The sequence below is a fragment of the Kineococcus sp. DHX-1 genome, from assembly GCF_042473625.1.
In the GTDB taxonomy this organism is placed as follows: domain Bacteria; phylum Actinomycetota; class Actinomycetes; order Actinomycetales; family Kineococcaceae; genus Kineococcus.
Map to the genome: position 1 here is coordinate 4,402,461 of NZ_CP170445.1, position 18,274 is coordinate 4,420,734.

Genomic DNA, 18,274 nt, shown 5'->3' on the forward strand with positions numbered 1-18,274 from the left:
CCCGGGGCGGCGGCGCACTGTCGTGTTCGACCTCGACGGCACTCTCGTACCGGGCGACGCCTTCGGTTCCTTCCTGCTCTCGAGGTGGCGGCGCTCGCCGCTGCGGCTCCTGGGTGCCCTCGTCCTCTCGCCCCTGGTGCTGCTGGACAGCCGTGCCGAACTGCTCGTCGTCGCGACCGCCACCGTCGGGACGACGGACGCCGCGCTGCAGCGACGGTGGCGCGAACACGCGCTGCGTCACGCACGGGACGGCGCGGTCCCCGAGGCGGTGGACCGGCTCGCCGTCCACAGAGCGGCCGGCGACCGGGTCGTCGTCGCCACCGCCTGCGCCGAGCCCTTGGCCCGGCTCGTGCTCCTCGCCCTCGGGCTGGGGGACGTCGACCTGGTGGCCACCGCGTACGAGCACCGGCGCTGGCGGACTCCGCGCGCGAGCGCGATCCGCGGGGAGGCGAAGGTGGAGGCGTTGCGCCGAGCCGGGATCGACCTGCCCGTCGACGACGCCTACAGCGACAGCCTGCGCGACCTCCCCCTGCTGCTGGCAGCGCGCACACCCCACCTCGTCAGGCCGCGACGGCGTGACCTGCCGCGGTGACGGCGGGCGCTCGGCGACGTCGAGGTGCTGGCGGGCCGCGCCTGAACCGTTGCAGCGCGGCTCGGCGTTGCTCCACCCGAAGGGTCCCGGGTACCGCAGCGTCGGGGAGCGTGCACCGCGAGCCGATGGACAGCTGTGAGGTTCCTGCACCGCCTGGTCGTCGTCCCCGGCGCCCTGGCCCGTTCGCTGAGCCCGCGCGACGCGCGGGCCGCCCAACGGTGGGCGTGCGCCTCGATCGTCTCGGCGATGCTCACGAGCTTCGTCGTGCAGTGGCTGACGTCGCCCGACGGGACGAACGTGGCCGCCGTCGGGTCCACGGCCCTCGTCCTGGGCGTCGCCGCGCTCGTCCTGCGGCTGCCCGCGCGCGTGGTCGCGCCCTGGGTGGTGTCCGTCCCGCTGCTCGGGATCGTGCTCATCGTGAAGCTCGACCTGCCCAGCGGGGACGCCGGTGTCACCGGTCAGGTGTTCTTCACGGTCCCCGTCGTCTGGGCGGCCACGCACCTGCGCTGGTGCGGGATCGCCCTGGTCACGGCGGCGACCGTCGCCGGGGAGGCCGTCGTCGTGTTCTCGCTGCTCCCGCTGGGTCAGGCCGTCGTCGACTGCACGCTCATGTCCGCTCTCCTCGGCGTCCTGGCCGGCGTCCTGGGTCGCGCCGCGTCCGCGCGCCAGCGCCTCGTGGAGGAGCTCGCCGAGCAAGCCGGGGTCGACGCGTTGACGGGGCTCGCCACCCGCCGCGTCCTCGACGACGCGACGGCCCGGCTGCGGGCCGAGCCGGGCGTCCGGGCGTCGCTCGTGCTGCTCGACCTCGACCGCTTCAAGGCGATCAACGACACCCACGGCCACCTCGGCGGGGACGCCGCCCTCGTGCACGTGGCCTCCGTCCCGCGCGGGTGCTGCCGCCCCGGGGACGTCGTCGCCCGCATGGGCGGTGACGAACTCGCCGTCCTGCTCGTCGACACCACGCCGGCCGCAGCCGCGGAACTGGCGGACCGGTTCGTCGACGCCGTCCGGCGCTCGCCGCTGCACCTGCCCGACGGGGCGGTGGTCCCGTTGTCGCTCAGCGCGGGCACCGCTCCGCTGACGGCCTCCGGAGATCCCGGCGAGGACCCCTACGCCCGTGCCGACGAGGCCCTCTACGCCGCGAAGCGCGCCGGACGGGACCGCGCGGTCGCGGCCGTCCTCAGTGCGTGAGCCGGACCTTCAGCAGGGCCGCCCCGGCGCCGACGGCTGCCAGGACGAGGCCGGCGACGAAGGTGCGGAGGGAGGGTCGCTCCCCGCGGACGCGCCCGACCACGAATCCCAGGGCGGCCAGCCGCAGCACGGTGACGGCGACCGCCAGGTGGAGGGCGAGCGAGGGCCGCCACGTCCCGGTGAGGGCGGGCAGCAGGAGGAGCGCGGGGCCGACGGCCGCGGAGGCCACGGGGACGGCGTCACGCACCTCGTGCAGCAGCACGCTGCGGGAGACGCGACCCGAGCGGATGCTCAGCCCGATCGCGTCGGCCAGGACGTGGGCGACGAACGTCGAGACGGCCGTCCCGAGCACGTAGGTGATGCCCTTGGCCCGTGTGAGGTCGGCCGGGACGAGCGCGATGAGCGCGGCGAGGACGAGGACGTCGCCGTAGAGGTAGGCCGACACCCGGGCCGCCGCCCGGTCCCGTGCGTCGTGGGTCTCGGAGACCTGGGCTCGCTGCACGCCGGGACGGTACCGCCGGGGGTGCGGCGCCCGGAGGACGCCGCACCCCGTGCGCGGGTCAGGCCGGTCGCGCGGCCTGGTCCTCGGTGGGGACGGTGACCGCGCCGGTCATGATCGCCACCCCCTCACCCATCGTGTGCGACGACGGGGTGATCACCGCCGCCCGGCGACCCAGGCGCTGCACGTGGATCCGGTCCGCCACCTGCCACACGTGCGGCATGTTGTGACTGATCAAGATGACCGGCATCCCGCTGTCACGCAGCTGCTCGATCATCGACAGCACCAGGTTGCCCTCCTTCACCCCCAACGCCGCCGTCGGCTCGTCCAGCACCACGATCTTGGACCCGAACGCCGCCGCGCGGGCCACCGCCACCGCCTGCCGCTGACCACCCGAGAGCGTCTCCACGGCCTGACCCATGTCCTGGATCGTCTGGATCCCCAGCCGCTGCACCGCCTCCCCGGCCCGCGTCTTCATCCCCTTCTTGTCCAGCATCCGGAACACCGACCCCAACACCCCCGGGCGCCGTTCCTCCCGGCCCAGGTACAGGTTGGAGGCGATGTCCAGGGCCGGTGCCACCGCCAAGGTCTGGTAGACGGTCTCGATCCCGGCCTCGCGGGCGTCCTGCGGCCGTTTGAACTCCACGACCTTGCCGTCCAGGCGCAACTCCCCCGCATCGGGCACGACGGCGCCGGTGAGGGCCTTGATGAGGGTGGACTTGCCGGCCCCGTTGTCCCCGATGACGGCCAGGACCTCCCCGGGGTACAGGTCGACGTCCACCCCGTCCAGACCCACGACCTTGCCGTACGTCTTGACCAGACCCCGCGCCTGCAGCACCGGCGTCTGCGTCGCTGAAGGACTCGCGCTCATCAGGCCTTCACCTTCCGGATCCACTGGTCCACCGAGACCGCCACGATCACCAGGATCCCGATGGCCAGCACCCGGAACTGGTCGTCCACCCCCGCCAGCGACAACCCGCTGGCGAAGGACTGCACGATCAACGCCCCCAGCAACGTGCCCAGCACCCCACCACGGCCGCCGAACAGGCTCGTCCCGCCGATCACGACGGCGGTGATGGAGGCCAGGTTCGCCTCGGTGATCGCGTTCGGGGACGCCGCCCCGGCCCGCCCGATGAGCACCCACGCGGTCAACCCGTAGATCAACCCCGCTGCCGCGTACACGCTCAACAGGACCCGCTTGACCTGGATGCCGGCCAGCCGCGACCCCTCCGGGTCGTCGCCGACGGCGTACACGTGCCGGCCCCACGCCGACTGGCTCAGGGCGAAACCCACCACCACGTACAGGGCCGCCACGATCAGCACCCCGGTGGTGATGTAGAAACTGCCCGGCCCGAACGGGCGGATCGCCTCCCCCGTCCAGTTCAGCAAGCCCGGCAGGTCGTCACCCTGGATCGACTGACCCCCGGAGTACAGCAGGGCGATCGCGGTGAAGATCGACAACGTGCCCAGGGTGACGATGAACGGGGGCAGGTTCACCCGCGTCACCAGCAGACCGTTCAACGCCCCCGCACCCACACCCACGGCCACCCCCACCAGCAGGCACAGCACCGCCGGCAAACCGTTCTTGGACGCCAGCGTCGCCGAGAGCATCGTGGCCAGGATGGTGATCGCCCCGACCGACAGGTCGATCCCGGCGGTCAGGATGATCAGCGTCTGCCCCACCGCCAACGCCGCGACCACCGCCGTCTGCTGCACCAGCAGCGACAACGCGTTCGGCTGGGCGAAGTTGGGGTTCAACGCGGTGAACACCACCACCGCGATGACCAGGATGATCGCCGGCGACACCGCCGGGTAGGAGTGCAGCACGTGCTGCACCCGCTGCGCCGGGGTGTGCCGGCGCCGGGCCAGTTCCGCCGCGGCCGAGGCCGGCGCGCTCGCACCCGTGTTCGTGGTCGCCACGTCAGCCCCAGCAGATCTTCGAGCCGTCGGCGGAGGTGATGGACTCCACGCCGTCGACGGGCTTGTCGGTGACCAGCGCGACGCCGGTGTCGTAGAAGTCCAGGCCCGGGCTGGTCGAGGGCTTGGTGCCGTTCTTGGCGTAGTCCGCGATCGCCTTCACGCCGAGTTCGGCCATCTTCAGCGGGTACTGCTGAGCGGTTGCGCCGATGACGCCGTCGGTGACCTCCTTGACCCCGTCGCACCCACCGTCGACGGACACGATGAGCGCGCCGGTCTTGCCGGCCGCCTTCAACGCGTTGTCCGCGCCCGTCGCAGCGGGTTCGTTGATCGTGTAGACGACGTTGATGTCAGGGTTCTTCGTCAGGCAGTTCTCCATCGCGGTGCGGCCGCCGTCCTCCGCGCCCTGCGTCGGCTCGTTGCAGACGATCGTGTAGTCCCCGCCGTCGTACTTCCCGGTCTTGTCCTCGTCGCCGTTCTTCTGCTTGTCCTTGGTGTCGATCCCCATGCCGGTGAGGAAACCCTGGTCGCGGTTGTAGTCGACGGAGACGACCTTGTCGTTGAACAGGTCGAGCATGGCGATCGTGGCGGGTTTCCCGGCGAGCTGGGCCTTGGTCCACTGGCCGATGAGTTCACCGGCCTTGAAGTTGTCGGTGGCGAAGGTGATGTCGACGGTGTCGGCCGGGTCCGGCGGGGTGTCCAGGGCGATGACGTACAGGCCCGCGTCCCGCGCCTTCTTGATCGCGCTGTTCACCCCGGGGCCGTTCGGCGTGATGAGGATGCCCTTCTGACCGGCCGCGATGGCGTTCTCGATGAGCTGGACCTGGCCCTGCTCGTCGCCGTCCTCCTTGCCGGACCCGACCGACAGGTCGACACCGTCCTTCTTGGCCTCGGCCTCGGCTCCCTTCTTCATGGCGACGAAGAACGGGTTCGTGGAGTCCTTGGTGATGAGCGAGACGGCGACCTTGTCGCCGCCGCCCCCGCCACCGGCGTCGCTGCCGCCGCAGGCCGCGACGGTGGCCACGGCCGCCACGCAGGCGAGGACGGCCGCCGGGCCGCGGTGACGGAGCTTGCGGAACGTGGGGGTCGTGGAACGCGACATGCGATCTTCCTCCTGGCGCTGCGGTGCGCGGTATGACAACGTTGTCGAGGCACGTTTGTAGTGCACGGCCCCCGCACAGGTCAACGAGGTTCCGACGGCCGTGATGCATCCGTGACAGGCGCGATCGACGGCCCGATCGACGTCCCGCCCAACCACTCGCTCGACGAGGAGCACTTGTGACGATCCACCAGCAACCGCCGCCCCGCGCCACCATGCGCGAGGTCGCCACCGCGGCAGGGGTCAGCCTCAAGACGGTCTCGCGCGTCGTCAACGGCGAACCGGGGGTGCGGGAGACGGTGCGGCGCAAGGTCGAGGCGGTGGTCGAGGACCTCGGCTACCGGCACCACCGGGGGGCCAGCGACCTGCGGCGCGGCGGGCAGCGGACCCGCGCCATCGGCGTCCTCGTGCAGGACATCGCCAACGACTACTCGGCCCGGTTGCTGCGGTCGCTGGAGGACGCGACACGGGAGCGCGGTTTCGTGCTGCTCACCGCGAGCCTGGACGAGGACGCCGACCGGGAACGGCAGCTGGTGGCCGAGATGATCGCCCGCCGCGTCGACGGGTTGGTGCTGATGCCCGCATCTCAGCGGCAGGACTACCTGGCGGCCGACGTGCGCGCCGGGCTGCCCGTCGTGTGCGTCGACCGCGCCCCCAGCGGCCTCGCCGTGGACTGCGTGACCATCGACAACACCGGGGGGACACGCGCTGGGACGGAGCACCTGCTGCGCCGGGGCCACCGGCGCATCGCGTTCCTCGGGGACCTGCCGACCATCCCGACGGCCCGCGAACGGCTTGAGGGCTGGCGGCAGGCGCTGAGCGCGGCGGGGCTCGAGGCCGACTCCGCGCTCGTCCGCGACGGGCTGCGCACGGTGGACGCCGCCCGGGAGGCGCTGCTGGAGCTGCTGCGATTGCCGGACCCGCCGACGGCGGTCTTCGCGGCCCGCAACGTCCTCACCGTCGGGTGCCTGCACGCGCTGCGCGAGGAACTGCCCGGCCCGCAGCCGGAGGTCGTCGGCTTCGACGACGTGGAACTGCTGGACCTGCTCGAACCCCGGACCACGGTCGTCCGGCAGGACGTCGAGGCGGTCGGCCGCGCCGCGGCCGAGCTGCTGGAGCGGCGGCTGGCGGCGCACGGCGGGCCCGTCCAGCACGTCGTCGTCCCCGCCGAGCTGGTCGTCAGGTGACGAGTCCTGCTCCGCGCGAGGGGGTCGGTGGTCCAGGCTGACCCCCGTGGCGGACGACCTGCTGGCCGACCCGGGCGGCTTCCCGGAACTGATGCTGCTGCCGCACCTGGACGACGAGTGGACCGAGGTGCGGTTGGGGCGCCGCAGCGACGGGGCGTGGGAGGTCCACGTGACCATCCGCGTCGACGAGGGCTACCGCAACGAGGCCGCGGCCCAGGCCGTCGCCGACCACTACCGGGAGAACCTCGAGGCGTTCGTGGAGCACCGGCGCCGCAAGCGCCGGCGCCCCTGAGACCTGCCGGGCCTCAGGCGCGGTCGCGCAGCTCGCGCTCGAGCTCCGGGGCGGCGGCGAAGGACGGGGCCTGGACCTCCTGCGGGGCCGCCTGCGCGGCGGGCTGGGCCACCGTCTGGGCGGGGGCGGCCTGCGGGGCGGCGTGGTACCCGGCGACCGGACCGTTCGGCTGCTCGAAGACCTGGACGACCCACAGGCGCCCGTCCTGCGAGCGGACGGCGCCGAGGCCCATGACGCTGACCTCGGAACGCAGGATGTTGGCGCGGTGACCCGGGGAGGCCATGAAGGCGCCCTGCAGCTGGTCGGAGTCGGCGCCGACGCCCACGTTCTCCGCGACCAGCGACCAGCCCTGGAGCTGGCGCGAGAGGTCCGGGTTGTGCTTGAGCTGCGCGTCGCCGGCCATCCGGAACGCCCAATCGGTCGCGATGCGGTTGGCCTCGTCGGTCAGGCCCAACGCCGGGAGCCCCGCCTGGGTGCGGGCCGCGTTGACGAGTTCGTAGGAGCGCCACGCCTGGCCGCCGTCACCGATGAGGGCCGGGCCGTCCGCGTGCGCGGCCCCCGCGCCGGCGACGCCGACCGCAGCGGCCACGGCGACGGCTGCGCCGAGGAGGCGGTGGCGACGGGTGGTGCGGCGGGGCGTGCGGGCGGTGGTGTCCACGATGTCCTCCGGACGATCTGGGCTGCGGGGGGGGCGTTGCTCCCCCACTGCCTCGGCCGTCCGGCGCGGTTCCTGTAGCCCGATCGGGCGACGAGCTGTAACGCACCTCCTCGCGGGGACCGTCCTCAGGGCGCGGACGGCGCCAGGTCCTGCACCCCCACGACCCGCAGGAGCGCGACGCGTTCAGCGGTCCCCGTCCCCGGCCGCGGCCGGAACAGGACGAGGCTCTGCCCCGAGGGCGGGCTGACGACGACGTCGCACTCGAGGTCGAGACGCCCGACCTGCGGGTGGTTCAGCACCTTGCGGGTCGTCCGTCGCGTCGCGACCTCCTGCAGCGCCCAGATGCGGCGGAACTCCTCGCTGGTGGACTCGAGCGCCCCGACGAGTTCGCGCACGTCGGCGTCGCCGGGGCGGGCGCCGCTGGCCAGGCGCAGGTCCGCGACGTACTCGCGGCCGAGCTGCTCGTGCTGGGCCGGCTCGTACCGACCGCGGAGGTCGGGGTCGGTGAACCACCGGTACACGAACGCCCGGCGCAGTCCCCGCTCCGCGGCGATCGGGCCCAGCAGGGCCACGTTGAGCGGGTTCTGCGCGACGACGGTGCTCAGGTCGTCGGTGACGAGCGCGGGGACGTTCGGGGCCAGCGCGTCCAGCACGCACATGAGCCCGGCGTCGGCGTAGCCCTGGGACCGGTGCCGCGCAGGCGGTTCGAGGCCGGCGAGGTGGTGGACGTGGTCGCGTTCGTCCAGGGTGAGGCGCAGGGCCCGGCAGATCGCACCGAGGACCTCGGGCGACGGACGCGCACCGCGGGCCTGCTCGATGCGCTCGTAGTGGTCGGTGGAGATGGCCGCCAGCACCGCCACCTCGTCCCGGCGCAGACCCGGGGTGCGCCGCCGCCCGCCGGGGACCAGACCCACGTCGGACGGGGACAGCTGTTCGCGGCGGTGGCGCAGGAAGGCGGCGAGGGCCTGCCGGTCTCCGGGGCTCATGCCCACAGTCTGACGAGGACCCCGGTCGGCAGCCCCGGACAGCTCGTCCGGGGCTGAGCCGTACGCCGCGGACCGGCGGGGACCGTCCCACGATGGTCCGGCAACCACCGTTCCAGGAGGAGACACCGTGACCGACCAGAAGATCGTGCTCGTCACCGGCGCCAGCCGCGGCCTCGGCCGCAGCGCGGCCCGCCACCTCGCCCAGGCCGGCTTCGGCGTGGTCGGGACGTACCAGTCGAACGCTGCGGAGGCGCAGGCGATGGTCGCGGAGGTGACCGCGCACGGCGTCCCGGGCACCGCGCTCGGGCTCGACGTGGCCGACGCCTCGACCTTCGAGGCGTTCGCCGGCGACGTCCGGGACGCGCTGACCGCCGCGGGGGCCGACCACCTCCACGCGGTCGTCCACTTCGCCGGCTACGGCGTCCACGCGCCGTACACCGAGACGAGCGCCGTGCAGCTCGAGGAGATGCTGCGCGTGCACGTGACCGCGCCGTTCCTGCTCACGCAGCTGCTGCTGCCGCTGATGACGAGCGGGGGCCGCGTCCTCAACGTGTCCTCCGGCCTCACCCGGTTCACCGCCCCCGGGTACGGCGCCTACGCCGCGGCCAAGGGTGCCGTCGAGGTGCTGACCCGGTACCAGGCGCTGGAGCTCGGTCAGCGCGGGATCCGCGTGAACACCCTGGCCCCCGGCGCGATCGCGACGGACTTCGGCGGCGGCGCGGTGCGCGACGACGCAGCGCTCAACGCGGCCATGGCGTCGGCGACCGCGCTCGGTCGCGTGGGCCAGCCCGACGACATCGGGGCGGCGCTGCCGGCGCTGCTGTCCGACGGCATGGGCTGGGCGTCGGGGACGCGCATCGAACTGTCCGGGGGACAGTCCATCTGACGTGCTACTAGCCGGCGGGTGTCGTGAGGTCGACCCTCTCGCGCCCGTCGGCACCCTGCCGCCGTTCCCGTCCGGCGGTCCCGGTCGCCCCGGCGGAGGCGAGGACGACGAGCACGACCCCGAGGCCGCCGAGCAGCGTCATCCGCTGCCCCAGCAGCGCCCAGCCGGCGAGGGAGGCGATGACGGGTTCGAGGCTGAGGAGGATGCCGAACGTGCGCTGCGGCAGCCGGCGCAGCGCGGCCAGTTCCAGGGAGTAGGGCACCACGCTGGCCAGGAGCGCCGTGCCCAGCGCCCACCACAGGCCGTTCGGGGTGCCGAGGGCATGCAGGGCTCCACCGGCCCCGAGGGGGACCAGCGCCAGCGCCCCGACGGCGGTCGCGACCGCCAGGCCACCGTGACCCGGCACGAGCCGGCCGACCCGGGCGCTGGCCATGATGTAGGCCGCCCAGCAGGCGCCGGCCAGGAGGGCGAAGACGACCCCGAAGGGGTCGAGGGACCCGCCGTGGTGCTCACCCGTGAGCCCGAGGACGAGGACCCCCGCGAGCGCGAGCCCCACCCACAGGAGGTCGCGCAGCCGGCGGCTCAGGACGGCCGAGAGCGTCAACGGCCCGAGGAACTCGATGGTGACGGCGGTCCCGAGGTCGATGCGGGAGATGGCCGCGTAGAAGCAGCCGTTCATGGCGCCCAGGCTCAGGCCGAGCATGACCGCCGCCCGCCACTGCAGACCCGTCCAGGCGCGGACGCGCGGGCGGACGACCACCAGCAGCACGAGGGCCGCGAGGCCTAGACGCAGCAACGTCGTCCCGGTGCTCCCGCCGAGGGCGAAGAGGTGGACGGCGAGCGCAGCGCCGACCTGCAGCGACGTGCACGAGCCGATGACGAGGAGGACGGGACCCACACGACCAGTCTGCCCGCCGGGAACGGCCTGTCCAGCGAACGTTCCGCGGCTGTACCGTTCAGTTCTGCTGACGGATGGGGGTCCCGTGCTCGACGTCCACCGGCTCCGCCTCCTGCGCGAGCTCGACCGCCGCGGAACGCTGGCCGCCGTCGCCGCCGCCCTGGGGTACAGCCCCTCCGCGGTCTCGCAGCAGTTGTCGCAGCTCGAGGTCGAAGCCGGGACGACGCTGCTGGAGAAGTTCGGCCGCGGTGTCGTGCTCACCCCCGCCGCCCGCGTCCTGGTCCGGCACGCCGACGTCGTGCTCGCCCAGCTCGAGCAGGCCGAGACTGACCTCGCCGCGATGGCGCGGGAGGCGACGGGCGTGCTGCGCGTCGCCAGCTTCCAGACGGTCCTCTTCGCGCTCGTCCCGCGGACGCTGACGCTGCTCGCCGAGAGGTTCCCCGCGCTGCGCGTCGTCATCGACCACCAGGAGGCGGTGCCCGCGTTCTCCGCGCTCGCCGCCCACGACGTGGACCTCGTCCTCGGCGAGGAGTACCCCGACCGGCCGAACCCGCGCTCGGCCGACGTCGACGAGGAGGACCTCCTCCACGACCGGCTGAGGCTGGCCGTCCCGACGAGCGGTCCGTGGGCGGGCGCGACCCGCATCGAGGACCTGTCGTCGGCGTCGTGGGTCCTGGAACCGGACGGCAGCGACCCCGGCGACTGGGCCCTCGGCCGGTGCCGGCGGGCGGGGTTCGAACCCGACGTCCGCATCCGCACCCCGGACGCCCTGCTGCACGTGCACCTCGTCGAGACGGGTCACGCCGTCGCGCTGCTGCCCGACCTCGTCCGGGCCGGTCGCCCGCGGGTGCGGGTCGTGGACCTGCCGGAGGCCCCGAGCCGCCGCCTGTTCACGGGTGTGCGACGCGGCGCGGGCGGACGGCCGGCGGTCCGGGCGTTCCGAGCAGCCCTCCTCGAGGTCGCCCTCGGAACCACCGGGACGATCACGGGAGGCGGTGGAAACTCCTCGGCTCTACTGTGACGCACATCACGTTGTTGAGCGCGTGAGGTTCATGCGGGTTCCGACTCCAACCCCCTGAACGCGAACGGACCGGCCGCACCGTGCGACCGGTCGAGATGGAGGAGGACACCATGACCGACGCGACCACCAGCACGAACCGTCCCGGTGCGGCGACCCGGAACTCCTCGACGGGCACCGGCCTGAGCAGCGACCACGGCGCGACCACCATCGCCGACACCGTCGTCTCCAAGATCGCCGGCATCGCCGCACGCGACATCTCCGGCGTCCACGCCCTCGGCGGCGGCGCCGCCCGCGCCGTCGGCGCCCTGCGCGAGCGCATCCCCGGCGGCCGCACCAACCACTCCCAGGGCGTCTCCGTCGAGGTCGGCGAACGCCAGGCCGCCGTCGACATCACGCTGATCGCCGAGTACGGCGTCCCCATCGCCGACCTCGCCTCCGCCGTGCGCCGCAACGTCATCGCCTCCGTCGAGCGCATGACCGGCCTGGAGGTCACCGAGGTCAACCTCGAAGTCTCCGACGTCCACCTGCCCGAGGACGACGACCAGGACGACGAGCAGACCACCGCCCGGGTCCAGTGACGAGCCCCGACCCCGCCGGCACCGCAGCGGGAACCCCCGACGGGCAGGTCACGGTCGAGCGGCTGGCCGACGACCTCGCCGACGTCGTCCGGGCCGTCCCCGGGGTCAGCGACCTGCACCCCGGGGCCCTGGGCGAGATCGGCACCTACCTGCCCGGTCGTCGCGTCGCCGGCATCCGCCTGCGCGACGAGGCGTTCTCCGAGGCCGCGGGCTCCGCGGCACCGGGTGACCACCCCGCCCAGTACCCCGTCGAGGTGCACGTGGTCCTCGAGGCGGGAGCACCGATTCGGGAGACGGCGCACGCGGTGCACGCCGCCGTGGCGCAGCGCCTCGCGACCGCGGGCCTGCACCCCTCGGTCCTCGTGAACGTGGCGGACATCGCCGCCGACCTCACAGCCCCCGCCAGCTGACCGAGCCGCCTGGACCACTGGTCCAGCGCCGGCTCCGGGCCACGGGAGTTCCCTGGAACCCCGTGGCCCGTCCCCACCCACCACTCTCCCCGAGGAGTCCCCATGTCGTCGTCCACCACCGGTCTCCTGGCCGGCCTGCTGCTCGCCCTCATCGCCGGCACCGCCGGCGCCGGATGGTTCCTGCTGGCCCTCCTGTTCGCCGCCATCGGCTACGGCATCGGGGCGCACCTCGAAGGCCGGATCGACCTCAGCTCGCTCATCCCGGGACGCAGCCGTGGCTGACACGCAGACCCTCCAGGGGACGGGCAGCACGACTGACCAGCGGGGTCGGACCGACGTCGCCGACCGCGTCGCCGAGCGCATCGCCACGCACGCGGCCGCCGAGGTCCCCGGCTCGGTCCGGACCGGCGGCTCCAGCAGCTCCGGTGGCGGGTCCAGCACCGCCGACCAGGCCCGCAAGGCCGTCGGCGGGGCCGTGGACAGCGTCCTGGGCCGCTCCCTGCCGAACGTCGACTGCACCCGCGCCGGTGACCGCGTCCGCGTGCACGTCCACGTGGCCGCCGTGTGGCCGACCCCGGCCGCCGAGCTCGCCACCGCCGTGCGCGACCACGTCCGCGGCCAGCTGAACCGCCTCGGCGGCTACACGGTCGACGCCTGCGACGTCACCGTCGACCGCTACGTCCTGCCCGAGCACGACACCGGAAGGAGGGTCCTGTGAGCACCCCCACCGACCTCTCGAAGGGCTCCGCGAACGTCACGGCGGGGGAAGCCCGGCCTCTGTCGCCCGCGTCCGCCCCCACCGGCGCCGGCCGCATCGGCGCCATCGGTCCCGTCCTGGCCGTCCTGCTCCTGGCCGTGGCGGTCGTCCTGGGCCGCGAGGCGCTCGTCGCCTGGGGGACACTCTCCGGCAGCAGCTGGCTCGCCCCGGCGGCCGACGGGGTGGACGGCTTGCGCCGCACCACGCCCGCGGTGCTGGCCGGCGGGATCGTGGCCGTCGTCATCGGCCTCTGGCTGCTCGTCAGCGCCTTCGCCCGCCGCTCCCGCCGTGCCCTGACCCTCAGCGGCGCCGGGTCCGGCGTCACGACCAGCACGCGCGACCTGGCCCGCCTCGCGACCACGACGGCCACCGGCACCGACGGTGTGCTCAAGGCCAGCAGCTCGGCGACCCGCCGCTCGCTGGAGGTCCACGCACACGCCACGTCCGGCGACGTCCGCGGTCGCCTCGAGCAGTCCCTGAACGTCCTCGTCAGCGGCCTGGACCCCCAGCCCCGCGTCAAGCTCCACCTGCACACGCCCCGCGCGGGCGGGAAGGACGGCAACCGATGAGCCGCAAGGTGCTGGGTCTGGACCGCTTCCTGACCTTCCTGCTGGGGCTCGTCCTGCTCGTCGGCGGGGCCGCCGCCATCGCGTGGTGGGGGGGCTGGCTGAAGCAGGTGTTCCCGGGGGTGGGCGACCAGCTCGGCTCCGGCACCGGGGACGCCGTCCGCGCCGGCTGGTTCGCCGCGGCCGCAGCAGCCGCCGCGGTCGTCCTGGCGGTCCTGGCGCTGTGGTGGCTCCTGGCCCACCTGCCGCGCCGCGGCACCGACGACCTGACCCTCGCGGGCAGCGACTCCGCCGGCCGGCTCCGCCTCGACGCGGACGCCCCGGCCCGCACGGCCGCCGACCTGCTCGCCGCCCACCCGGGGGTCCGCGGCGCGAAGGGCCGCACGATCACCGACCGCGGTGAGGTCGTCCTGGAACTGCGTGCCACGTGCGAGCCCACGGCCGACCTGCACGAGGTCGCCGCGGCCGCGAACCGGATCAGCGCCCAGACGCGCCGGGTCCTGGGTCGTGAGGACGTCCACGGCCGCACGGTCCTGTCCATCGCCCGTCACGACCGCAGCAGCCGCGTCCGCTGAGACCGGACGGCCCCGACACCGACGACGGTCGACGAACGCCGCGGCGGATCCCGGGAGGGATCCACCGCGGCGTCGTCGTGTCCGGGGGTTTCAGCCCTGCACGAAAGGCAGGAGGACGGCGTTCACCTCGTCGGCGTGGGTCCACAGCATGCCGTGCGGCGCACCGTCGATCTCGTGGTACTCGGCCTCGGGGAACGCGGCGTGGAACGGGCGGCCCGTGGCGTCGATCGGCAGGGTGCGGTCACCGGTGCCGTGGGCGATGAGCGTCGGCTTCCCGCTCTCCCGCACTGCGGCCACGTCGGCGGTGAAGTCCTCGATCCACGTCGGGACGACGGCGTAGGAGGCCACGGGAGCGCTGCCCACGGCCACGTTCCAGGAGGCGTTCACGGCCTCCTGCGAGATGCGCGAACCCAGGTTCTCGTCGAGGTTGTAGAAGTCGGCGAAGAACGCCGTGAACCACGCGAACCGGTCCGCGCGCGCCTTCTCCGCCAGGCCGTCGAACAACGACTGCGGAACTCCCTGCCCGAGCATGCCGGGTTCGAGGGAGGCGAGGAACGCGAACTTCGCGATCCGGTCGGTTCCGTGCAGCCGTGCGTACCGGGCGAGTTCGCCGGTGCCCATGGAGAACCCGACGAGGACGACGTCCCGCAGGTCGAGGGTTTCCAGCACGGTGTTCAGGTCGCCGGCGAAGGTGTCGTAGTCGTAGCCCGAGGTGACCTTGGAGGAGCGACCGAAACCCCGGCGGTCGTACGTCACGACGCGGTACCCGGCGGCGAGCAGTTCGCGGCTCTGGCGTTCCCAGGACGACCCGTCGAGCGGGTACCCGTGGATCAGGACGACCGGCTGACCGGTGCCGTGGTCCTCGTAGTACAGCTCGACCGGGGTGGAACCCTCCTGGCCGACGGTGATGGAACCCATGGTCGTCTCCTTCGTGAACGGCGGCGGAACGGTCGGAGAACGAGCGTTCTCCGCGGATGTGGCTTACCGTAGAGAACGCTGGTTCTCAGCGCAAGGGGGGAATGGTCGTGACCGAAGCAGTGACGGACCGGGAGCGCGTCGTCGAGGCCGCGGACCGGCTCTTCTACGCCCGCGGCGTGCAGTCGGTGGGCATGGACGCCGTCCGGGCCGAGGCCGGTGTGCCGCTCAAGCGGCTCTACGCCGCGTTCGGGTCCAAGGACGACCTCGTCGTCGCCGTCCTGGAGCACCGCAGCCGGACCTGGGACGAGGGGGTGGCGCGCGCCTCCACCGGTGCCCGCACCCCCCGCGAGCGCCTGCTGGCCGTCTACGACTTCCTCGACGGCTGGTTCCGCAGCGACGACTTCCGCGGGTGCGCCTTCGTCAACGCCTACGGCGAGCTGGGTGGTGTCTCACCGGCTGTGGCGCAGGCGGTCCGGTCGCAGAAGCTGTCCTTCGCCCGGTACGTCGACGAGCTCGTGGCCGCGTTGGGCGCGGACCGCTCGCTCGGGGCGCAGCTGGTCCTGCTGGCCGAGGGAGCGCAGACGACGGCCGCCATCACGGGGGCCGACCACGTCGCGGACCACGCCCGCACGGCCGCGGGGGTGCTGATCGACGCCGCGGTCAGGCCGGAGCCGGACGCCTGACCGGTCGGCCCGACAGCCGCACGTCCCCGCCGACGACCTCGACCTCGTCGACGTCGAGCCGGACCGCGTCGGCGATGGTCCCGACGCCCGCCGACCCCAGGGCGGCGCGCCCGTCCCCCAGCAGGGCGGGGGCGACGTAGGCGACGACGCGGTCGACGAGCCCGGCCGCGAGGAAGGCCCCCGCGAGCGTGGGTCCGCCCTCCAGCAGCACGGAGACGACACCGCGGGAGTGCAGCTCCTGCAACAAGTCCGCGGGCGAGGCGGCCGTCGAGACGTGGGTGGGCGCGACGTCGTCGAGGATGCGCGCCGTGGCCGGCACCCGGCCGCGGCGGTCCAGGACGACCCGCAGGGGCTGACGCTCGTCGAGCACGCCGTCGGCCGAGCGGGCGGTCAGGTGCGGGTCGTCGGCCAGCACGGTGCCGGACCCGGCGACGATCGCGTCGACCCGCCGGCGCAGGTCGTGCACCTGGGCGCGGGAGGCCTCCGAGGAGATCCAGCGACTCGTGCCGTCGGCGGCGGCGGAGCGCCCGTCGAGGGTCGCGGCGAACTTCCACAGGACGTGGGGCCGGCCGTGCCGGGCCGACGTGAGCCACGCTTCGTTGACCCGTTCGGCCTCGTCGGCGAGCACCCCGCCGAGGACCTCGACACCAGCGGTGCGCAGTCGTTCGGCGCCCCCGCCCTGCACGGCCCCCGGATCGGCGACGGCGTAGACGACCCGGCGGATCCCCGCGTCCAGCAACGCCTCCACGCACGGGCCCGTGCGCCCGCGGTGGTTGCACGGTTCCAACGTGACGTAGGCCGTGCCGCCGCGGGCCCGCTCCCCCGCGCCCGCGAGCGCGTTGACCTCCGCGTGCGGGCCGCCGGCCCGTTCGTGCCACCCCTCCCCGACGACGGTCCCGTCGTCGGCGACCACCACGCACCCGACCACGGGGTTCGGGGACGTCGTGCCGAACCCGTGCTGGGCCAGGCCCACGGCGCGCCGCAGGAACTGCTCGTCGGCTGGGAGGGAAGGCGCCACCGTCAGCCCGCCAGGTCCAGGGTGTGGGCGGTGTGGTCCCGCTTGGCGCGCAGGTACCGCGCGTTGGCCGCGGACAGGTGCACGCCCGTCGGCACCCGCCGTTCCACGACGATGCCGTGGTCGGCGAGCTGGTCGGCCTTGTCGGGGTTGTTGCTCAGCAGGGCGATGCCCTCGACGTCGAGCGCGGCGAGCATCTGCGCGGCCACGGTGTAGTCGCGCTCGTCCTCACCCCGACCCAGCGCCACGTTGGCCTCGTAGGTGTCCAACCCGCTGTCCTGCAGCGCGTAGGCGTCGAGCTTGGCGTACAGGCCGATGCCGCGGCCCTCCTGGCGCAGGTACAGCAGGACGCCGCCGGCGGTGCTGATGCGCTCGACGGCCTCGCGGAACTGCGGGCCGCAGTCGCAGCGCTCGGAACCGAAGACGTCACCCGTGAGGCACTCGCTGTGCGGGCGCACGAGCGGGGTCCGTCCCTGCCAGTTCCCCAGCGAGAGGGCGAGGTGCTCCTTGCCGTCGACGAGACCGTCGAAGGTGTGGACGCGGGCCGTCGTGCGGTAGCCGTCCGCGAAGCGCAGGGGGACGTCGACGGCGGTGCGAACGGTCGCGACGGGAGTCTGGGTCACGATCTTTCCTCTCAGGAGACCTGCAGGGACCGCTTGGCGAATCCCATCTGGAAGTCGTCGATGACGGTCTTCGGCCGGGCGGCCGGGTCGGTCGCCGCGCCCAGTGTGATGAACAGCGGGGTGTAGTGCTCGACGGTGGGGTGGGCGTAGGGCATCCCGGGTGCGCGTCGGAAGTCGGCCAGCGCGTCGACGTCGCCCCGGTCGAGACCCTCGGCGACCCAGGCGTCGAACTCCCGCGACCAGGTCGGCACGTCGTTGTACAAGAACATCTCCCGGGTCGCGAACTGCAGTCCGTGCGTCATGAACCCCGAACCCACGACGAGCACGCCCTGTTCCCGCAGCGGCCGCAGGCGACGCCCGAGCTGCAGCAGCCGCGCGGGGTCGTGGGTCGGCATGCTGAGCTGGAGGACGGGCACGTCGGCGTCCGGGTACATGACCTTCAGGGGCACCCACGCCCCGTGGTCCAGGCCCCGCGCCGCCGTGTGCAGCGGTTCGTCGTCCGGCAGGAGCGAGGCCACGAGGGCCGCGAGCGCCGAGGCGTCGGGCGTCTCGTACCGCATGCGGAAGTAGCGCGGGTGGAAGCCGCCGAAGTCGTACACGAGCGGGGTGGCCGCCGCGGGCGAGCTGAGGACGGCCCGTTCGGACTCCCAGTGGGCGCTGACGATGAGGACGCCGCGCGGCCGGGGCAGCGACACCGCCCAGTCCGAGAGCTGCCGGATCCACAGCGGGTCGTCGAAGACGGGCGGGGCACCGTGGCTGAGGTAGAGCGCGGGGAGGGGCCCGTCGGCCGGGGTCCAGTCCCGCAGCGCGGGTCGGCCCGCCGCCAGGAAGTCGTCGTACGCGCCGCCCGGGACGGTGGGGGTCATGATCGACACCGCTGGCCCCTCCTCTCGTCGTCACTTGATGCTTCAATCGACAGTAGG

The 18,274-nt window shown here is 73.7% G+C and carries 24 protein-coding genes; 13 read left to right on the forward strand and 11 right to left on the reverse strand.

Features of this window, described 5'->3' with window-relative positions:
* Nucleotides 1-22: 22 nt before the first annotated feature.
* Together ACFEMC_RS21220 and ACFEMC_RS21225 are read left to right on the forward strand one after the other, a co-directional pair.
* The gene (locus tag ACFEMC_RS21220; protein WP_380171607.1) at nt 23-592 is read left to right on the forward strand and encodes a haloacid dehalogenase-like hydrolase; all 570 of its coding nucleotides are present in this window, start codon (nt 23-25) and stop codon (nt 590-592) included.
* Nucleotides 593-727: 135 nt separating this feature from the next.
* Nucleotides 728-1,783: a GGDEF domain-containing protein gene (locus ACFEMC_RS21225; protein ID WP_380171609.1), complete on the forward strand. Its 1,056-nt coding sequence runs from the start codon at nt 728-730 to the stop codon at nt 1,781-1,783.
* Here the strand turns inward: ACFEMC_RS21225 and ACFEMC_RS21230 are convergent.
* The 4 genes from ACFEMC_RS21230 to ACFEMC_RS21245 are packed head-to-tail and all read right to left on the reverse strand — an operon-like array spanning nt 1,773 to nt 5,301.
* Nucleotides 1,773-2,285, reverse strand: coding sequence for a hypothetical protein (locus ACFEMC_RS21230; protein WP_380171611.1), 513 nt, complete (start codon nt 2,283-2,285; stop codon nt 1,773-1,775). The genes ACFEMC_RS21225 and ACFEMC_RS21230 overlap by 11 nt on opposite strands.
* A 58-nt stretch (nt 2,286-2,343) precedes the next feature.
* On the reverse strand, nt 2,344-3,153 hold the full coding sequence (locus tag ACFEMC_RS21235; RefSeq protein ID WP_380171614.1) for an ATP-binding cassette domain-containing protein: 810 nt from the start codon (nt 3,151-3,153) through the stop codon (nt 2,344-2,346).
* Entirely contained in the window at nt 3,153-4,202 is a 1,050-nt protein-coding gene (locus tag ACFEMC_RS21240; RefSeq protein ID WP_380171616.1) for an ABC transporter permease, read from the reverse strand. The genes ACFEMC_RS21235 and ACFEMC_RS21240 overlap by 1 nt, the downstream gene beginning before the upstream one ends.
* Before the next feature lies 1 nt (nt 4,203).
* Nucleotides 4,204-5,301 (reverse strand): substrate-binding domain-containing protein, encoded by a 1,098-nt coding sequence (locus ACFEMC_RS21245; RefSeq protein ID WP_380171618.1) that lies wholly within the window; start codon nt 5,299-5,301, stop codon nt 4,204-4,206.
* 176 nt (nt 5,302-5,477) lie between these two features.
* Here ACFEMC_RS21245 and ACFEMC_RS21250 point away from each other — a divergent pair, with 176 nt between their 5' ends.
* Together ACFEMC_RS21250 and ACFEMC_RS21255 are read left to right on the forward strand one after the other, a co-directional pair.
* Nucleotides 5,478-6,485, forward strand: a complete 1,008-nt coding sequence (locus tag ACFEMC_RS21250; RefSeq protein WP_380171620.1) for a LacI family DNA-binding transcriptional regulator — start codon at nt 5,478-5,480, stop codon at nt 6,483-6,485.
* 46 nt (nt 6,486-6,531) lie between these two features.
* Entirely contained in the window at nt 6,532-6,777 is a 246-nt protein-coding gene (locus tag ACFEMC_RS21255; RefSeq protein ID WP_380171622.1) for a hypothetical protein, read from the forward strand.
* A gap of 13 nt (nt 6,778-6,790) precedes the next feature.
* Here the strand turns inward: ACFEMC_RS21255 and ACFEMC_RS21260 are convergent, their stop codons facing one another.
* On the reverse strand, nt 6,791-7,435 hold the full coding sequence (locus tag ACFEMC_RS21260) for a CAP domain-containing protein (protein WP_380171624.1): 645 nt from the start codon (nt 7,433-7,435) through the stop codon (nt 6,791-6,793).
* A gap of 125 nt (nt 7,436-7,560) precedes the next feature.
* Nucleotides 7,561-8,421, reverse strand: a complete 861-nt coding sequence (locus ACFEMC_RS21265; protein ID WP_380171626.1) for a helix-turn-helix transcriptional regulator — start codon at nt 8,419-8,421, stop codon at nt 7,561-7,563.
* Between the two features lie 127 nt (nt 8,422-8,548).
* Here ACFEMC_RS21265 and ACFEMC_RS21270 point away from each other — a divergent pair, with 127 nt between their 5' ends.
* Nucleotides 8,549-9,307 carry an SDR family NAD(P)-dependent oxidoreductase gene (locus ACFEMC_RS21270; RefSeq protein WP_380171628.1) on the forward strand — a complete coding sequence of 253 codons (759 nt, stop codon included), beginning with the start codon at nt 8,549-8,551 and terminating at the stop codon, nt 9,305-9,307.
* A gap of 7 nt (nt 9,308-9,314) precedes the next feature.
* Here the strand turns inward: ACFEMC_RS21270 and ACFEMC_RS21275 are convergent, their stop codons facing one another.
* A complete protein-coding gene (locus tag ACFEMC_RS21275) occupies nt 9,315-10,205 on the reverse strand; it encodes a DMT family transporter (RefSeq protein WP_380171631.1) in 891 nt (296 codons plus the stop codon).
* Between the two features lie 85 nt (nt 10,206-10,290).
* Between ACFEMC_RS21275 and ACFEMC_RS21280 the strand changes: the two genes are divergently transcribed.
* The 7 genes from ACFEMC_RS21280 to ACFEMC_RS21310 all read left to right on the forward strand — a co-directional run bounded on the left by ACFEMC_RS21280 (nt 10,291) and on the right by ACFEMC_RS21310 (nt 14,112).
* Nucleotides 10,291-11,226: a LysR substrate-binding domain-containing protein gene (locus ACFEMC_RS21280; protein WP_380171633.1), complete on the forward strand. Its 936-nt coding sequence runs from the start codon at nt 10,291-10,293 to the stop codon at nt 11,224-11,226.
* 110 nt (nt 11,227-11,336) lie between these two features.
* Nucleotides 11,337-11,804, forward strand: a complete 468-nt coding sequence (locus tag ACFEMC_RS21285) for an Asp23/Gls24 family envelope stress response protein (RefSeq protein ID WP_380171635.1) — start codon at nt 11,337-11,339, stop codon at nt 11,802-11,804.
* Nucleotides 11,801-12,214, forward strand: coding sequence for a hypothetical protein (locus ACFEMC_RS21290; protein ID WP_380171637.1), 414 nt, complete (start codon nt 11,801-11,803; stop codon nt 12,212-12,214). The genes ACFEMC_RS21285 and ACFEMC_RS21290 overlap by 4 nt, the downstream gene beginning before the upstream one ends.
* A gap of 102 nt (nt 12,215-12,316) precedes the next feature.
* On the forward strand, nt 12,317-12,496 hold the full coding sequence (locus ACFEMC_RS21295) for a DUF2273 domain-containing protein (protein ID WP_366174339.1): 180 nt from the start codon (nt 12,317-12,319) through the stop codon (nt 12,494-12,496).
* A complete protein-coding gene (locus tag ACFEMC_RS21300; protein WP_380171640.1) occupies nt 12,489-12,932 on the forward strand; it encodes a hypothetical protein in 444 nt (147 codons plus the stop codon). The genes ACFEMC_RS21295 and ACFEMC_RS21300 overlap by 8 nt, the downstream gene beginning before the upstream one ends.
* Nucleotides 12,929-13,540 carry a DUF6286 domain-containing protein gene (locus tag ACFEMC_RS21305; RefSeq protein WP_380171642.1) on the forward strand — a complete coding sequence of 204 codons (612 nt, stop codon included), beginning with the start codon at nt 12,929-12,931 and terminating at the stop codon, nt 13,538-13,540. Before ACFEMC_RS21300 ends, ACFEMC_RS21305 begins: the two co-directional genes overlap by 4 nt.
* Nucleotides 13,537-14,112 (forward strand): hypothetical protein, encoded by a 576-nt coding sequence (locus ACFEMC_RS21310; RefSeq protein WP_380171644.1) that lies wholly within the window; start codon nt 13,537-13,539, stop codon nt 14,110-14,112. Before ACFEMC_RS21305 ends, ACFEMC_RS21310 begins: the two co-directional genes overlap by 4 nt.
* 90 nt (nt 14,113-14,202) lie before the next feature.
* Here the strand turns inward: ACFEMC_RS21310 and ACFEMC_RS21315 are convergent, their stop codons facing one another.
* The gene (locus tag ACFEMC_RS21315; protein WP_380171646.1) at nt 14,203-15,030 is read right to left on the reverse strand and encodes an alpha/beta fold hydrolase; all 828 of its coding nucleotides are present in this window, start codon (nt 15,028-15,030) and stop codon (nt 14,203-14,205) included.
* Between the two features lie 101 nt (nt 15,031-15,131).
* Between ACFEMC_RS21315 and ACFEMC_RS21320 the strand changes: the two genes are divergently transcribed.
* Nucleotides 15,132-15,713, forward strand: a complete 582-nt coding sequence (locus ACFEMC_RS21320; protein ID WP_380171648.1) for a TetR/AcrR family transcriptional regulator — start codon at nt 15,132-15,134, stop codon at nt 15,711-15,713.
* Here ACFEMC_RS21320 and ribD read toward each other — a convergent pair.
* The 3 genes from ribD to ACFEMC_RS21335 are packed head-to-tail and all read right to left on the reverse strand — an operon-like array spanning nt 15,691 to nt 18,217.
* Nucleotides 15,691-16,731, reverse strand: a complete 1,041-nt coding sequence (gene ribD / locus ACFEMC_RS21325; protein WP_380171650.1) for a bifunctional diaminohydroxyphosphoribosylaminopyrimidine deaminase/5-amino-6-(5-phosphoribosylamino)uracil reductase RibD — start codon at nt 16,729-16,731, stop codon at nt 15,691-15,693. The two genes, ACFEMC_RS21320 and ribD, sit on opposite strands and share 23 nt — an antisense overlap.
* A gap of 2 nt (nt 16,732-16,733) precedes the next feature.
* Entirely contained in the window at nt 16,734-17,351 is a 618-nt protein-coding gene (ribA, locus tag ACFEMC_RS21330; RefSeq protein ID WP_366174332.1) for a GTP cyclohydrolase II, read from the reverse strand.
* Between the two features lie 11 nt (nt 17,352-17,362).
* A complete protein-coding gene (locus ACFEMC_RS21335) occupies nt 17,363-18,217 on the reverse strand; it encodes a dioxygenase (protein ID WP_380171653.1) in 855 nt (284 codons plus the stop codon).
* Between the last annotated feature and the right edge of the window lie 57 nt (nt 18,218-18,274).

Excerpts from the sequence above, each read along its gene's own strand:
- ACFEMC_RS21310 (WP_380171644.1), top strand. The coding sequence starts at position 13,537 with ATGAGCCGCAAGGTGCTGGGTCTGGACCGCTTCCTGACCTTCCTGCTG.
- ACFEMC_RS21295 (WP_366174339.1), top strand. The coding sequence starts at position 12,317 with ATGTCGTCGTCCACCACCGGTCTCCTGGCCGGCCTGCTGCTCGCCCTC.
- ACFEMC_RS21315 (WP_380171646.1), bottom strand. The coding sequence starts at position 15,030 with ATGGGTTCCATCACCGTCGGCCAGGAGGGTTCCACCCCGGTCGAGCTG.
- ACFEMC_RS21285 (WP_380171635.1), top strand. The coding sequence starts at position 11,337 with ATGACCGACGCGACCACCAGCACGAACCGTCCCGGTGCGGCGACCCGG.
- ACFEMC_RS21265 (WP_380171626.1), bottom strand. The coding sequence starts at position 8,421 with ATGAGCCCCGGAGACCGGCAGGCCCTCGCCGCCTTCCTGCGCCACCGC.
- ACFEMC_RS21335 (WP_380171653.1), bottom strand. The coding sequence starts at position 18,217 with ATGACCCCCACCGTCCCGGGCGGCGCGTACGACGACTTCCTGGCGGCG.
- ACFEMC_RS21320 (WP_380171648.1), top strand. The coding sequence starts at position 15,132 with ATGGTCGTGACCGAAGCAGTGACGGACCGGGAGCGCGTCGTCGAGGCC.
- ACFEMC_RS21245 (WP_380171618.1), bottom strand. The coding sequence starts at position 5,301 with ATGTCGCGTTCCACGACCCCCACGTTCCGCAAGCTCCGTCACCGCGGC.
- ACFEMC_RS21235 (WP_380171614.1), bottom strand. The coding sequence starts at position 3,153 with ATGAGCGCGAGTCCTTCAGCGACGCAGACGCCGGTGCTGCAGGCGCGG.